Origin of the sequence: Achromobacter veterisilvae, assembly GCF_037619525.1 — a bacterium.
GTDB lineage: Bacteria > Pseudomonadota > Gammaproteobacteria > Burkholderiales > Burkholderiaceae_B > Achromobacter > Achromobacter veterisilvae.
Genome location: NZ_CP148753.1, coordinates 4,328,240 through 4,341,829, shown reverse-complemented (window position 1 = coordinate 4,341,829; position 13,590 = coordinate 4,328,240). Strand labels below are relative to the sequence as shown.

The 13,590-nt window shown below is 68.4% G+C and carries 14 protein-coding genes; 6 read left to right on the top strand and 8 right to left on the bottom strand.

Going from position 1 to position 13,590, the window contains the following annotated elements:
* The first annotated feature begins 232 nt into the window (after nt 1-232).
* Entirely contained in the window at nt 233-1,207 is a 975-nt protein-coding gene (locus tag WHX56_RS20150) for an IS110 family transposase (RefSeq protein WP_338878794.1), read from the top strand.
* A gap of 126 nt (nt 1,208-1,333) precedes the next feature.
* On the opposite strand, the gene WHX56_RS20145 is transcribed toward WHX56_RS20150, so the two are convergent.
* The 3 genes from WHX56_RS20145 to WHX56_RS20135 are packed head-to-tail and all read right to left on the bottom strand — an operon-like array spanning nt 1,334 to nt 4,522.
* On the bottom strand, nt 1,334-2,101 hold the full coding sequence (locus WHX56_RS20145; protein ID WP_422393611.1) for an aspartate/glutamate racemase family protein: 768 nt from the start codon (nt 2,099-2,101) through the stop codon (nt 1,334-1,336).
* The gene (locus WHX56_RS20140; protein ID WP_338878793.1) at nt 2,079-3,545 is read right to left on the bottom strand and encodes a D-aminoacylase; all 1,467 of its coding nucleotides are present in this window, start codon (nt 3,543-3,545) and stop codon (nt 2,079-2,081) included. Before WHX56_RS20140 ends, WHX56_RS20145 begins: the two co-directional genes overlap by 23 nt.
* A 2-nt stretch (nt 3,546-3,547) precedes the next feature.
* Entirely contained in the window at nt 3,548-4,522 is a 975-nt protein-coding gene (locus WHX56_RS20135; RefSeq protein ID WP_287755723.1) for a Bug family tripartite tricarboxylate transporter substrate binding protein, read from the bottom strand.
* A gap of 132 nt (nt 4,523-4,654) precedes the next feature.
* Here WHX56_RS20135 and WHX56_RS20130 point away from each other — a divergent pair, with 132 nt between their 5' ends.
* The gene (locus tag WHX56_RS20130) at nt 4,655-5,641 is read left to right on the top strand and encodes a LysR substrate-binding domain-containing protein (RefSeq protein ID WP_338878792.1); all 987 of its coding nucleotides are present in this window, start codon (nt 4,655-4,657) and stop codon (nt 5,639-5,641) included.
* A 19-nt stretch (nt 5,642-5,660) separates the two neighbouring features.
* On the opposite strand, the gene WHX56_RS20125 is transcribed toward WHX56_RS20130, so the two are convergent.
* Complete coding sequence (locus WHX56_RS20125; protein ID WP_338878791.1) at nt 5,661-6,272, bottom strand: glutathione S-transferase family protein; 612 nt, start codon at nt 6,270-6,272, stop codon at nt 5,661-5,663.
* 143 nt (nt 6,273-6,415) lie between these two features.
* Here WHX56_RS20125 and WHX56_RS20120 point away from each other — a divergent pair, with 143 nt between their 5' ends.
* The gene (locus WHX56_RS20120) at nt 6,416-7,570 is read left to right on the top strand and encodes a PQQ-dependent sugar dehydrogenase (RefSeq protein WP_338878790.1); all 1,155 of its coding nucleotides are present in this window, start codon (nt 6,416-6,418) and stop codon (nt 7,568-7,570) included.
* Between the two features lie 5 nt (nt 7,571-7,575).
* Complete coding sequence (locus WHX56_RS20115; RefSeq protein WP_338878789.1) at nt 7,576-8,214, top strand: glutathione S-transferase; 639 nt, start codon at nt 7,576-7,578, stop codon at nt 8,212-8,214.
* 7 nt (nt 8,215-8,221) lie between these two features.
* Here WHX56_RS20115 and WHX56_RS20110 read toward each other — a convergent pair whose 3' ends face one another.
* On the bottom strand, nt 8,222-9,136 hold the full coding sequence (locus WHX56_RS20110) for a DMT family transporter (RefSeq protein ID WP_338878788.1): 915 nt from the start codon (nt 9,134-9,136) through the stop codon (nt 8,222-8,224).
* 60 nt (nt 9,137-9,196) lie between these two features.
* A complete protein-coding gene (locus WHX56_RS20105) occupies nt 9,197-9,574 on the bottom strand; it encodes a DUF423 domain-containing protein (protein ID WP_338878787.1) in 378 nt (125 codons plus the stop codon).
* A 194-nt stretch (nt 9,575-9,768) separates the two neighbouring features.
* Between WHX56_RS20105 and parS the strand changes: the two genes are divergently transcribed.
* Together parS and WHX56_RS20095 are read left to right on the top strand one after the other, a co-directional pair.
* On the top strand, nt 9,769-10,254 hold the full coding sequence (gene parS, locus WHX56_RS20100; protein ID WP_129244479.1) for a type II toxin-antitoxin system Xre/ParS family antitoxin: 486 nt from the start codon (nt 9,769-9,771) through the stop codon (nt 10,252-10,254).
* Nucleotides 10,251-10,814, top strand: a complete 564-nt coding sequence (locus WHX56_RS20095) for an RES family NAD+ phosphorylase (RefSeq protein WP_338878786.1) — start codon at nt 10,251-10,253, stop codon at nt 10,812-10,814. Before parS ends, WHX56_RS20095 begins: the two co-directional genes overlap by 4 nt.
* A 364-nt stretch (nt 10,815-11,178) precedes the next feature.
* Here the strand turns inward: WHX56_RS20095 and WHX56_RS20090 are convergent, their stop codons facing one another.
* Nucleotides 11,179-12,237: an alcohol dehydrogenase gene (locus WHX56_RS20090; RefSeq protein WP_338878785.1), complete on the bottom strand. Its 1,059-nt coding sequence runs from the start codon at nt 12,235-12,237 to the stop codon at nt 11,179-11,181.
* A 28-nt stretch (nt 12,238-12,265) separates the two neighbouring features.
* Nucleotides 12,266-13,477: an ABC transporter substrate-binding protein gene (locus WHX56_RS20085; protein WP_338878784.1), complete on the bottom strand. Its 1,212-nt coding sequence runs from the start codon at nt 13,475-13,477 to the stop codon at nt 12,266-12,268.
* Nucleotides 13,478-13,590: the final 113 nt, after the last annotated feature.

Sequence of the window (13,590 nt, the reverse complement as noted above, 5' to 3'; positions counted from 1 at the left end):
CAGTGTCTGACACCCTTGTATCTTGGTCCCCGTGGTGATTAGCTATCACCACAGCGGATTCGAGCAGCTTGTTCTGACACCCAAAGCTTGGACTTTGCTCGAAAGATTAAGCCTCGAATCCGCACCTCTGAGCCGGCTGGACACTGGACGGTAGCCTAGGGCATTTGGACCCTGCATGTACAAGGCAAGTGGGCGCAGCGGGCTTCTTTGGAATCGGCAAGGGAGCTAAGTCATGTTTTTTCTAGGAATCGACGTCTCCAAAGCGAAACTGGATTGCGCGCTGCTGGGCAGTGAAGGAGACAAACGCAAGACCAAGGTCGTCCCCAATTCGGTAGCCGGCATCCAGACGCTGCTGCAATGGTGCGCCAAGCAAGGCGCCCAGCCGCAGCAGTTACACGCCGTACTCGAACCGACGGGGCAGTATCACGAACAGGCCGCCACCGCGCTGCATGACGCTTCGGTCAGTGTCTCCGTGGTGAATCCAGCCCAGGTGCGCGACTTCGCGGGTGCGCTGGCGGTGCGCTCCAAGACCGACGGGATCGACAGCTACGTGCTGGCCCGTTACGGTCAGGCGCTCAAGCCGGCGCTATGGCACCCCGCGCCCCTGCATGCGCGGCAGTTGCGTGCCTTGCTGGCGCGGCGCAACGCGCTGAGCAAAGACTTGTTGCGTGAGCTCAACCGGCAGGAGAAAACGCAGTTCAGTGATCTGCCCGTCCTGGTCGAAGGTTCCATCGCCAAGGCCATTGCGTTCCTGCGCGAAGAGATCAAGCGCCTGGAGCGGGCCATCGATGACCACATCGACCGCCATCCCGATTTGAAGGAAGACCGGGAGTTGCTCACCAGCATCCCGGCCATCGGCCCGCAGGCCAGCAACGCGATCCTGTCGATCATGCATAGCAAACGCATCGAGTCTGCCGAGGCCTTGGCGGCCTATCTGGGGCTGGTTCCCGTGCAGCGTCAGTCGGGCACCAGCCTCAATGGCCGTGCGCACCTGTCAAAGGCCGGTCCTGCTCGGGTGCGTGCCACGTTCTACATGGCTGCCATCGTCGGCATTCGTCGCAATCCCCATATCCGCGCGCTCTACGAGCGACTGCTGCTGGCGGGCAAAAGCAGAATGGCCGCGCTCGGCGCGGCCATGAGAAAGCTGGTGCATCTATGCTTCGGCGTGCTTAAAACCCGATCACGATACCGACCAGACTACGTCTGATCGCTTGACGGCCAAGACGGTATCTTTGGTACGCCGGCTCAGGTTGAAGGGCACCTACCCAGGGTGTCAGACACTCCCCATGATGCCCAGGGTGTCAGACACCTACCCAAGGTGCCCGCATGCCTCCTACGCTGCGACCCGCTCCTGCGCCTGTTCGTCCAGGTAGTGGGCGATGGCCGCGCGGGCCAGCGCGTCGATGGAGTCCGTGAGCGTGATGCCCAGGCTGGGGCGCAGCGCGTGCGGCACGGCCAGCGGCAGTTCGGTGCAGCCCAGCACGACGGCGTCGGCGCCGCGCGCCTTCAGGCGGGCGATGCATTCGGCGGCGGGAGCAAAAGCGTCTTCGAGCCGATTGGCCTTGACGGCGCGGATCGAGCCCATGCAGTAGCGTTCGACTTCGTCGTCGTCCGGCACGATGCATTCGTAGCCCTGCGCTTCCAGGTGCCGCTGGTAGAGGCCCAGCTTGAGCGTGGCCGCCGTGCCCATCAGGCCGATGCGGCCCTTGGGCAGGCCCAGGCGCCGGAGGTCTTCGATGACGGCCTGGATGATGTGCAGCACCGGCAGGCGCGTGGACGCGGCGATCTGGTCGTACCAGAGATGGGCCGTGTTGCAGGGGATGGCGATGAGCTGCGCGCCGGCCCGCTCCAGGAAGCGCACCCCTTCGGCCATGTGGGGCAGGGGATTTTCGCCGCCGGCCATGTAGGCGCTGGAACGGTCGGGAATGCGGGGATCGTTGCGCAGCAGGGTGGGGATGTGCTGCTGGTCGACATCGGCGGGCGTCAGCGCCGCCAGGCGTAGGGCAAAGGCCGCGCCGGCCATGGGCCCCATGCCGCCCAATACACCCAGGTAACAACCCTGGGAATAGGTATTCACGTTATTCACTCCGAGACAATGCATCGCCGGGCGCCAGAACCTGGCCCGGGCGTTCGGCGCCCGTCCGTTCCCCATCCCAGACGCGCTTGCCATTGACCCAAACCGCCTGGATGCCGTGGCTTGCCTGAATGGGAGCTGAAAAAGTGGCCACATCTGTCACCGTGGCGGGATCGAACAGCACCAAGTCAGCATGATACCCCTCGCGCAGGCGTCCGCGCCCGGCGATGCCGTACTGGTCGGCCGCCAGGCCGGTCATTTTGTGGATGGCGGCTTCCAGGGACAGCAGGCGCTGTTCGCGCACCAGGGTGCGCAGCACGTTGGTGAAGGTGCCCCATTGGCGCGGGTGCGGATGCGGATCGAAGGGCAGCCCGTCGGAGCCCACCATCGTGAGCGGATGCGCGAAGATGCGGTTGACGTCGGCCGGGTCCATCAGGAAGTAGATGGCGCCGGCCGGCGCCAGGCGCGCGATGGCCGCTTCGTCGTCCAGCCCCAGTTCGGCCATGACTTCGCCGAAATCGCGCCCGGTGGCCTGCGGATAGCCCTTGGACCAGGTGATCATGGTGCGGCTGGCGAGCCGGGCCCGGTCCAGCCGCAGCATGGTGGAGGTGGCGGGATACGGGTGGCAGTCCAGGCACACGGGCTGCGTGGCGGCGGCGCGGCTGATGAGATCCAGCGTTTCACGGCTGCGGCCGTGATTGCGCTCGCCCGCCAGCTTGTGGTGCGAGAACACGACGCGGCAGCCCAGCTCGCGGCCGATGAGCAGCGCTTCCTCCATGGCCGGGACGATATGGTCCGCCTCGTCGCGCAGGTGCGTGGCGTAGACCCCGGGGCGTCCGCGCAGCGGGGCGCAGACGTCGATGATCTCGTCGGTGGGCGCGGCGCTGGCGGGCGGATAGAACGTGCCGGTGGAGACGCCGAAGGCGCCCGCGTCCAGCGCTTCTTCCAGCAGTTCCCGCATGGCGGCGCGTTCGCCGCCGTCGGCGGCGCGCGAGGTGTCTTCCATGACCGCCACGCGCAGCGTGGTGTGGCCCACCAGCGGCACCACGTTGACGGCCGCCGGGGTGTCGCGCAGGGCGTCCGTCCAGGCGCGGAACGTGCCGTAGCGGAACAGCGGGGCGGGGCCCAGCAGGTCCAGCGGCTGCGGAATCTCCGTACGTGCCAGCGGCGCCAGGCTGATCCCGCAGTTGCCGGTGACGACCGTGGTGATGCCCTGCGACACCTTGGGCAGCATGTCGGGATGCGCCAGCAGGTAGCCGTCGTCGTGGGTATGGGAATCGATGAAGCCCGGCGCCAGGACGCGGCCCCGGCCGTCGACGACGGGCGCGCCGGCTGGGTGCTCGAAGGCGCCCACGGCCGCGATCCTGCCGTCCAGCACGGCCAGGTCGCCCTGGCGGGCGGGCCCGCCCGAGCCGTCGATGAGCGTGGCGCCCGCCACGATGAAGTCTGCCTGCAAGCGGGATGCCGTCATGTTCAGTCGAGCTTCTCGATGCCGGCGGATTCGATGATCTGGCGCCACTTGGCGGTTTCGCGGTCGATCAACTGCTTGAACTCGGCCGGCGAGCCGGAGGCGGGCTCCGCGCCCAGCGTGGCCAGGCCGGCGCGCACGTCGGGGGCCTGCAGCGCCTTCTGGATGGCCGCGTTCAGCGTGGCCACCACGTCGTCGGGCGTGCCCTTGGGGGCGACCACGCCGCCCCACGAAACGGTTTCGTAGCCTTTCACGCCGGCTTCGTCCAGGGTCGGGACGTCGGGCATCAGCGGCAGGCGCTTCAGGCTGCTGACGCCGATGGCGCGGACCTTGCCGCTCTTGACCAGCGGGGCGGCTTCCGAGGTGTTCACGAACAGGTAGTCGAGCCGGCCGCCGAGCAGGTCCTGGATGGCGGCGGGGCCGCCGTTGTACGGGATGAACATCACGTCGACCTTGGCCATGCTCTTGAAGAGTTCGCCGCCCATGTGGCCGGTCGTGCCCACGCCGGAGGCGCCGTAGGACAGGCGGCCGGGCGCCTTGCGGGCGCGGTCGATCAGGTCCTGCACGCTCTTGACGGGCGAGTCGGCCGGCACGATCAGCGCGTTGTACAGGTCGAACAGGTGGGCGACGGGTGCCAGGTCCTGGTCCACGTCGTAGGGCAGGCGCTTGAACAGCGAGCGGTTCACGGCCAGGGTGTTGATGTTGCCGTAGCCGACGGTGTAGCCGTCGGCCGAGGCGCGCTTGACCAGCGCGATTCCGATGTTGCCGGCCGCGCCGGGGCGGTTTTCGACCACCAGCGTGGCGCCGGTGTCGCGCGCCAACTGGGTCGTGATCAGGCGCGACAGCACGTCGGGCGAGCCGCCGGCCGCGGACGGCACGACGAAGGTGATGGGCTTGTCCGGATAGCCGGCGACGGCGGTGGCCGACAGCGCCGCGCCCAGCGCCAGCGCGGAGAGGCCGCGGAAGAATAGGTTGCGCATGATGGTTTCCCCTGTTTCTATTGTGGTCGAGGCCGGCAGATTACACCCGGGGCGGTCTGTCTCCGTCATCGAAAAATGTCGAAAACCTATAATCGGCCGTTATTGATTTGGCACGAAAACGCGGGGGAAAAAATGGACGCGGACGCCTATGCGGACGAGGTGGGGCCGACTGCCGGACGGCCGTTGAACCTGAGGCAGATCGAGGTGTTCCGGGCCATCATGATGGCCGGCTCGATCAGCGGGGCGGGACGGATGCTGCACGTGTCGCAGCCCGCGGTCAGCCGGGTGCTTGCGTTGACGGAAAGCCGCCTGGGCTATCGGCTGTTCGAACGCGTGAAGAGCCGGCTTTCGCCCACCGCCGAGGCGCGGCGGCTGTATGCGGAAGTGGAGCAGGTGTACGGCGGCATCCAGCGCGTGAACGACCTGGCCGCCAGCCTGGCGCAATCGGGCGCCGGCATGCTGAAGATCGTCGCCAGCGCCAGTTTCGGCCAGCGCCTGATCCCGATGGCCCTGGACCGCTTCCGCAGCCGCAACGCCGGCGCGCGGGTGGACTACCGCAGCGTCACCTTCGACGAACTGGCCGCGTACTTCCTGTCGGGCCAGGCGGACATCGGGATCTCGATGCAGCCGCCGGACCATCCCAATCTGACCTCCCTGCACCTGGCCCGGGTGCCGGTGATCTGCGTGTTGCCGGCCGCGCATCCGCTGGCCGCCCGCGAGGTGCTGCGCCCCGAGGACTTCTCGACCGCGGCCTGGATCGGCTATCCGCAGAATACGCCGCTGGCCCGCGCGCTCCAGCCGTTCTTCGGCGAGCGGGGCGCCTGCCCGGCGGCGGTGGAAGTGCATTCCCCGGTGACCGCCTGCTCATTCGTGCAGCAGGGGCTGGGGCCGGCGCTGGTGGACGCCTGGTGCGTCGCGCCCGATCAGGCCGCGCACATGGCGCTGCGGCCGATACGGCCGGCGGCCTGGGTGGACATCTGGGCCACGCATTCGAACCTGAGCGCGCCGCCGCTGCTGGCGCGGCGCTTCCTGGCGGCCGTGAAGAAAACGCTGGAGGAAGGGCGCCCGGCCGAAGGGGCGTCCGGCGATCTGCCGGGAATCCCGGACGCCGCCGGCTGAGGCCGGGGCGCCCCGGCGATTACAGGCCTTCGGCCTTCAGCGCGGCCTGGACGCCCTTGTCGGCTTCCATGCGCTTGAAGAATGCGGCCAGGTTGTTCTGGCCCGACAGGTCGACTTCCTTGGCGTTCGCCCAGCGCAGCACCACGTAGAGATAGGCGTCGGCGATGGAGGGGGCGGCGCCGGTCAGGTAGGGCTTGCGGGCCAGTTGCGCGTCCAGTTGCGAGAACAGCCTGGTCAGCAACTTGGAAGCGGAACCGGCCAGCTCCTTCTGCGCGCCTTCCTCAGCCAGGAAGCGCTGCGCGCCGAAGATCATCGAGAAGGTCTTGTGGACGTCGGAATTGATGAAGCCGAGCCAGCGGCGCACGTCGGCGCGCGAGCGGGCCGTGCCGTCGCCCAGCAGCCCGGACTGCGGGGCCTGTTCGGCGAGGTATTCCAGGATGGCGGCGTTCTGCGTGACCGTCCAGTCGCCGTCCGCCAGCGCGGGCACGGCGCCCAGCGGATTGATCTTCAGGAACTCGGGGCCCTTGAGCTCGTCGCGGCTGAGCTTGTGCGTTTCGTAGGGCTTGCCGATCCATTCGAGGACGATGTGGGAAGCGAGCGAGCACGCGCCGGGCATGTAGTACAGTTTCATGTAAGGGAGTCTCCTGGAAGGAAGGACGGGAGGCACCCGTCCCTGGCCGATATGGTACGCCACCCGCGCGTCCCTCCGCGGGGGCTCCCGGCGTTCCGGGCCCCGACACGACGCATTCAACCGAGTTGCCGCCGGAGATGTCCATGCCGCCACGCCTCGCCGCGAACACGCGCGCTTTTTCCCTGCTTCTGACCCTGTCCGCGGCGTTCGCGGCGCCCGCGCAGCCGGCTTCCGAACCGCCGTCCGTGGCGGCCCGCGTCACCGCGGTCGCGGGCGGGCTCGATCATCCCTGGTCCATGGCGTTCCTGCCCGACGGCGGCGTGCTGATCACCGAGCGTTCCGGCGGCCTGCGGCTGCTGCGCGTGCCGGGCGGGCTGTCCAGGCCGCTGGCCGGCGTGCCCAAGGTGGCGGCGCAGGGGCAGGGCGGTTTGCTCGACGTTGCGCTCTCGCCGGACTTCGCCGCCGACCGCTATGTCTACCTGTCCTATGCCGAGTCCGACGGCTCCAAGAGCGGCACTGCCGTGGGCCGCGGGCGCCTGTCCGCCGACGGCGCGGCCCTGGAGGATTTCCGCGTGCTGTTCCGCCAGGAGCCCAAGCTGTCGTCCGGCCTGCACTACGGGTCGCGGCTGGTCTTCGACCGCAAGGGCTATCTGTACATTTCGCTGGGCGAGAACAACCAGCGGCCCACCGCGCAGGAACTGGGCAAGCTCCAGGGCAAGGTGGTGCGCCTGAAGGCCGACGGCTCGGTGCCGCCCGACAACCCCTTCGTCGGCCAGGCCGGCGCCCGCCCGGAAATCTGGTCCTACGGGCACCGCAATCCCCAGGGCATGGCGCTGAATCCCTGGTCGGGCGAACTCTGGGAAAACGAACATGGGCCGCGCGGCGGCGACGAGATCAACCTCATCCGGCCGGGCCGGAACTACGGCTGGCCGCTGGCGACTTACGGCATCAATTATTCCGGGCAGCCGATACCCGAAGCCAAGGGCGAGACCCTGCCTGGCATGGAGCCGCCGCTGTACTGGTGGCCCCGGTCGCCCGCGATCAGCGGCATGGCGTTCTACGACGCGGACCGGTTTCCGGCATGGCGCAATTCCGTGTTCATCGGCGCGCTGGCCGACCAGAATCTGATCCGCCTGACGCTGGACGGCGACCGCGTGGTGGCGCAGGAGCGCCTGCTGGACGACCGCAAGCGCCGCATCCGCGACGTGCGGCAGGGGCCGGACGGTTATGTCTACGTGCTGACCGACGCTTCGCCCGGCGAATTGCTGCGGGTGGCGCCGGCGGAATCCGGAGGGTGAATGCCATGAAACCGTATGAACTGATCGGGTCGGCGGGTTGCGGATCCGCCATTGTCGAAATGGCGCTGGTGCTGGCCAACGTGCCGCACACGCTGACGGACGTGCCCTACCTGAAGCCCGGGCCGGAACGCGACCGGCTGCTGCGGCTGAATCCGCTGGGGCAGGTGCCGACCCTGGTCCTGCCGGACGGCGAAGTCATGACCGAAAGCGCGGCCATGATCCTGCACCTGAACGACGTGGCGCCGCAGGCCGGGCTGGCGCCGCCCGCGGACAAGCCGGAACGGGCGCGTTTCCTGAACCTGCTGATCCGCCTGGTGGGCGCGATCTACCCCACGTTCACCTATGGCGACGATCCGCCGCAATGGACCACCGCGGGCGCGCCCGCCGACCTGCTGCGCGAACGCGTGCACACGCGGCGGGCCGAACTGTGGCAGGAGCTGGAACGCCAGGCCGGCTCGCCGCACATGCTGGGCCGGCGGTTTTCGGCGCTGGACCTGTACATCACCGTGATGACGCACTGGCGCCCGGGGCCGGCGTGGTTCGAGGCGGCCTGCCCGGCCTTGAGCGCGGTGGCGCGGGAGGCCGCGCAGGAGCCGAACGTGGCGCGCGTGCTGCGCCGGAATTTCCCGCCGCCCACCGAATAGCGGCCCGTCAGGCCGTGGCGGGCCGGCGCGTCCGGGCCTTGGCGCGCGCTTCGCGCACGGCGATGTACACGCCGCTGCCCGCGATGAACAGGGCGCCCAGGTAGGCATAGGCGTCCGGCGCCTCGCGCCAGAAGATCCAGCCCAGGATCGTGGCCCAGACCAGGCCGGTGTAGTCGAAGGGCGCGACCACCGAGGCCGGGCCGATACGGAAGCCCTGCGTGATCAGCGCCAGGCCCAGCGTGCTGAACAGCGCCACGGCGCCGAAGTACGGCAGGTCGTCCATGGCGGGCGCGCGCCAGACCCAGGGCAGGCCGACCGCGCTGCATACCAGTTGGCCGAGCACGATGTAGAAGGTGGTCGTCAGCATGCCTTCGCCGCGGCCGATGCCGCGGGCGGTGATCATCATCACCGCGTACAGCAGGGCGGTGGTCAGCGGCAGCAGGGTGGCGGCCTGGAAGGCCGACGTGCCGGGGCGGACCACGATCAGCACCCCGGCGAAGCCCGCCAGCACCGCCAGCCAGCGCTTGCCGTCCACGCGCTCCTTCAGGATCAGCACGGACAGCGCGGTCACGAACAGCGGCGCGGCGAACGCGATGGCCGTGGCTTCGGCCAGGGGCAGGGCGCGCAGGCCCAGATAGAAGCAACAGGCGGACACCACGTTGATGGCGCCGCGCGCCAGGTGCAGCCCCGGATGCGCGGTCCGCAGCACCCGGCGCCCGCCCAGCCACAGCGCCAGCGCCATGACGAAGGGCAGCGCGATGAGGGCGCGCAGGAACAGGATCTGCAGCGGGTTGTAGCTGGCGCCCAGCCATTTGGCGTTGGCGTCGCTCAGGGTCAGGAAAAAGATGCCGCCCACCACGCAGGCGATCCCTGCGATGGCGGAATGGTTCTGGGCGGCGGGCAATGCGGTGGAGGTGGACATCTACAGCCTGGGAAAGCGGCGGTTCCTGCCGCCGTGTGAAGGGAAGGGGAAAGGCGGGCCCTAGCCCTGGGCGCGGTAGGCGGCCAGCGCCACCATGGCCCAGGACGCCAGGAAGGCGGCGCCGCCGAAGGGCGTGACCGCGCCCAGCCAGTGCGTGCCCGTCAGCGACAGGACATACAGGCTGCCGGAGAACAGCACGATGCCCACGAACATCACGATGCCGGCGGCGGACAGCAAGGGCGAACCGTAGCGGGCGCCCAGCAGCGCGACGGCGAACAGGCCCAGCGCGTGGATCAGGTGATACAGGACGCCGGTCTGCCAGACGGACAGCAGTTCGGGCGTGATCATGCGCTTGAGTCCATGGGCGCCGAAGGCCCCCGCGCCCACCGCCACCATGAGATTCAACGCCGCGAGTATCGTGAGCTGCCGGTCCGTCATTGCCTGTCCTTTCTTAGTGTCTGATCGATCGTGTTACAGCCGCCTATGATAGGCCCAAATCCGGCGCATGCCGGGAAGCCGGCGGCGGCGGCCATTGCCGGGCCCGGCCTGGGCATGGGATTACCAAATGGGATATCATGAATTCAATTTGGTAATTCCCTCAGCCTTGGGCTGCGGCCACCCAGGAGAGCGCCATGACCCTCGCCATCGCCGGCAAATCCCCCGCCAAGCGCGGCGCGACCGCCAAGCGTCCGCCCCGCCATGGGGCTGCACGGGCCAAGCAGTTGTTCCGCGGGCTGGTGGACAGTCCCCTGATCGAGATGGCGCGCGACGTAAGCCGCGGCCTGCCCGCGCAGATGGTGGACGACGCCGCCGACTACCTGCAGGTGCCCAAGTCGGAAATCATGGCGATCACCGAGGTCAAGGCGGCGTCGCTGTCGCGCTGGACACGCGAGGGCCTGATGCTGCCGCTGGGCGAATCCGACCGCCTGGCCCGCGTGGCGCGGGTGGTGCGCGTGGCCCGCCAGGTGCTGGGCAGCGAGGAAGAGGCGGTGCTGTGGCTGAATACGCCCGTGCCCGCGCTGGGCAACGTCAAGCCGCTGTCGCTGCTGACCTCGGACGCCAGCAGCCGCATCGTCGAGGACACGCTGGCCCGCGCGGCCGCGGGCGTGTACGCATGAGCTTGCCGGGCCGCTCCAGGGCGGAGCACGAAGGTAGCTCAGCAAGCCCCAGCGTTTCGCTGTGGCGCATCGGCACGACGGCGGGCAAGTACCGCGCGGACGACCTGACCGGCGGCGGCGCGGCGGCCGTGGGCGGCCGCTACAACAGCCCGGGCACGGCCGTGGTCTATGCCTCGTCGTGCGTGGCCCTGGCGGTGCTGGAGACGGTGGTGCATTTCGCGGCGCGGGCTTCGGAACAGGCCAACCGCTATCTGATCGAACTGTCGGTGCCGCGCGCCGTGCACGAAGGCAGGCAGATCCTGACCCTGGACCAGATGCAGGAGGACTACCCCTTCTGGGACGCCGTGCCGTTCGCCGAAGCGGCGCAAGAGGCGGGCGATTACTGGGTCGCGTCGGGCGTGTCGGCGCTCTTGCAGGTACCCAGCGCGATCGTGGCTTGCCGGGGAGTGCCGGACTGCAATTTTCTTCTCAATCCGGCGCATCCGGATGCCAAGCGGATCGAAGTCGTGCGGCGGGAGAGGTTTGTTTATGATCCGAGGTTACATACTCCGCGTGTCTGACAGCGTAACCCCTCCGCGTGTCTGACACCCGTACGAGATGCCCTGTGCGCTGCAACGGTGATCCCGGGTGTCAGACACCGGCTGACTTTGGAACGGCCGTCGAGATGCGGCCGGTGTCTGACACCCGGGAAGAGAGGTTTGGATTCCAACGTCATTTCGTACGGGTGTCAGACACGTGGGGACATACTCTGCGTGTCTGACACCCGTACGAGATGCCCTGTGCGCTGCGACGACGGTCCCGGGTGTCTGACACCGGCTGACTTTGGAACGGCCGCCAAGATACGGCCGGTGTCAGACACCCGGGGAGAGAGGCTTGGATTCCAACGCCATCTCGTATGGGTGTCAGACACGCGGAGGGGTTACGTTACGCTGTCAACACCGCCCGCCCCACCACCTTCCCCGCCCGCAGCGACGCCAGCACGCTATCCGCCTCCGCGAGCGCATGGCGGTGCACCGGAATGGGAGGCACCTTTCCAGCCCGCACCAGTTCCATCAGTTCCCGCAATTCGGCCAGGTTGCCCACGTAGCTGCCGACGATGGACAGGGCTTTCATGGGGATCAGCGCGATCGGCCATGACGAGGCGCCGCCGAACAGGCCCACGATGATCAGCTTGCCGCCCTTGGTCAGGAAGTCGAAGGCCAGCGAGGTGGTCGCGGGCGCGCCCACCAGGTCGATCGCGGCTTGCACGGGCTTGCCGCCCGCGGCCTTGACGATCTGTTGTGCGGCATCGGGCGCGGCGCCGTCGATGGCCGCCAGCGCGCCGGCTTCCAGCGCGGCCTGGCGCTTGGCCGGGTCGATGTCGACGACGATGGCGCCGGCGCCGCCCAGCGCCTTGATCAGCGTCAGGCTCATCAGCCCCAGGCCGCCGGCGCCGAAGATCACGACCGGATGGTCGCGGTAGACGTCGGCGCCGATCTTCTTCAGCGCGGAATAGGTGGTGAGGCCGGAGCAGGCGTACGGCGCGATCTGCGCCGGTTCCAGGTCGCCGATGTCGATCAGGTAGCGCGGATGCGGCACCAGGATGTGGTCGGCATAACCGCCGGCGCGGTGCACGCCCAGGCAGGCGGGAGCGGGGCAATGGTTTTCCATGCCGGCCCGGCAGGACGGGCAGTTGCCGCAGCCGATCCAGGGATAGACCAGGTAGTTGCGGCCGGACGCCAGCCCTTGCGCGTCGGGGCCGGCCGACACCACGGCGCCGACCGTTTCGTGGCCCATGGTCAGCGGCAGCGAGACGCCGCGGTCCTTCAGGGACAGGGTGCGGCCCTGGCCCAGGTCGTAGCCGCCTTCCCACAAGTGGATATCGCTGTGGCAAACGCCCGCCGCGCGGACCTTCAGCAGCACCTGCGACCCCTGCGGCGTGGGCGTGGGCTGGTCCATTTCCTGCAAGGGCTCGCGGAAGTTCACGACGCAATAGCACTTCATGGGTTGTCTCCTTTTGATGTGTCGTTCATCACTTCTTGACCGACGGGCATTCGCTGTCCGCCAGGGACACGAAGACCTTTTCGCCGGGCACCGTGGACAGGATGCGGTAGAAGTCGCCGGCATATTTGGATTCGGCGGGTTTCTTCACTTCGACCAGGTACAGGTCCATGATGACGCGGCCGTCTTCGGGGCGCACCCGCGCATTCTTGATCAGTTTGGTGGTGATGGGCAACTCGCGCATCTTCTGGTTGACGGCGGCGCCGTCGAACGAGCCCACCGCCTGCGCGGCCTGCAGGTAATGGGTGGTGGCGACGTAGCTCAGCGCCTGCACGATGGACGGGGCGCGGGTCACGCCCATTTTGTTCTGCCAGCGCTGCGTCCAGGCGCGCGTGTCGTCGTCGGCGTCCCAGTAGAAGCCGGTGGGGAAGGTCAGGCCCTGGGCCACGGGCAGGCCCATCGCCTGGACGTCGTTGATGAAGGTCAGGAAGGTCAAGAGGCGCTGCTTGCCGCCGGTCAGGCCGAATTCCTGGGCCTGCTTGATGAGGTTGACCAGATCGCCGCCGGCGCTCGCCAGGCCCACCACGTCGGCCTTGGACGATTGCGCCTGCACCAGGAACGAGGCGAAATCCAGGGCGCCCAGGGGGTGGCGCGTGCTGCCCAGCACGGTGCCGCCCGCGTTCTGCACGAAGCGGGAGGCATTGCCTTCCAGCGATTTGCCGAACACGTAGTCGGTGGTGATGAAGTACCAGGACTTGCCGCCGTTCTCGACGACGCTCTTGACCACCGCGTTGGCCAGCGCGTAGGTGTCGGGCGCCCATTGGGTGCTGAGGTTGCTGCACTGCTTGCCGCTGAAGTCCCCGGCGAAGCCGCCGCTGATCAGGGCGGTGCCGCCTTTCTCGCGGGCCACGCCCTGCGCGGCCAGGCCGGCCGAACTGGCGCCGCCGTCCACCACCGCCACCAGGTTCTGCGTGTCGAACCAGCGGCGCACCAGGGCCGAGGCCACGTCGGCCTTGTTCTGGTTGTCGGCGCCGATGACCTGGACGGTCTTGCCGGCGACCTTGCCGCCGAAATCCTCGACCGCCATGCGGACCGCCATTTCGGAGCCCAGCCCGCCCAGGTCCGAATAGATCCCGGAGCGGTCGTTGGATACGCCCAGGCGCACCACGTCGGCTTGGGCATGGGCCGCGGCGCTGGCGGCCAGGGCGGCGGCCAGCGCCGCCAACAGGGATTTGATACGCATCTGCTTGTCTCCCAGCCCGCTCGCGGGCCGAATTATCGATATTCGTCTGGACGCTTCTGTATCTGGCCTGGCCGCCGGTTCTCCAGCCGGCTGAAAAATATTTCTAGTTGGTG

Coding starts and splice junctions, on each gene's coding strand:
- WHX56_RS20125 (WP_338878791.1), bottom strand. CDS start 6,272: ATGAAACTGTACTACATGCCCGGCGCGTGCTCGCTCGCTTCCCACATC.
- WHX56_RS20130 (WP_338878792.1), top strand. CDS start 4,655: ATGGACGCGGACGCCTATGCGGACGAGGTGGGGCCGACTGCCGGACGG.
- WHX56_RS20095 (WP_338878786.1), top strand. CDS start 10,251: ATGAGCTTGCCGGGCCGCTCCAGGGCGGAGCACGAAGGTAGCTCAGCA.
- WHX56_RS20140 (WP_338878793.1), bottom strand. CDS start 3,545: ATGACGGCATCCCGCTTGCAGGCAGACTTCATCGTGGCGGGCGCCACG.
- WHX56_RS20120 (WP_338878790.1), top strand. CDS start 6,416: ATGCCGCCACGCCTCGCCGCGAACACGCGCGCTTTTTCCCTGCTTCTG.
- WHX56_RS20115 (WP_338878789.1), top strand. CDS start 7,576: ATGAAACCGTATGAACTGATCGGGTCGGCGGGTTGCGGATCCGCCATT.
- WHX56_RS20110 (WP_338878788.1), bottom strand. CDS start 9,136: ATGTCCACCTCCACCGCATTGCCCGCCGCCCAGAACCATTCCGCCATC.
- WHX56_RS20135 (WP_287755723.1), bottom strand. CDS start 4,522: ATGCGCAACCTATTCTTCCGCGGCCTCTCCGCGCTGGCGCTGGGCGCG.
- WHX56_RS20105 (WP_338878787.1), bottom strand. CDS start 9,574: ATGACGGACCGGCAGCTCACGATACTCGCGGCGTTGAATCTCATGGTG.
- WHX56_RS20090 (WP_338878785.1), bottom strand. CDS start 12,237: ATGAAGTGCTATTGCGTCGTGAACTTCCGCGAGCCCTTGCAGGAAATG.
- WHX56_RS20145 (WP_422393611.1), bottom strand. CDS start 2,101: ATGCATTGTCTCGGAGTGAATAACGTGAATACCTATTCCCAGGGTTGT.
- WHX56_RS20085 (WP_338878784.1), bottom strand. CDS start 13,477: ATGCGTATCAAATCCCTGTTGGCGGCGCTGGCCGCCGCCCTGGCCGCC.
- WHX56_RS20150 (WP_338878794.1), top strand. CDS start 233: ATGTTTTTTCTAGGAATCGACGTCTCCAAAGCGAAACTGGATTGCGCG.
- parS (WP_129244479.1), top strand. CDS start 9,769: ATGACCCTCGCCATCGCCGGCAAATCCCCCGCCAAGCGCGGCGCGACC.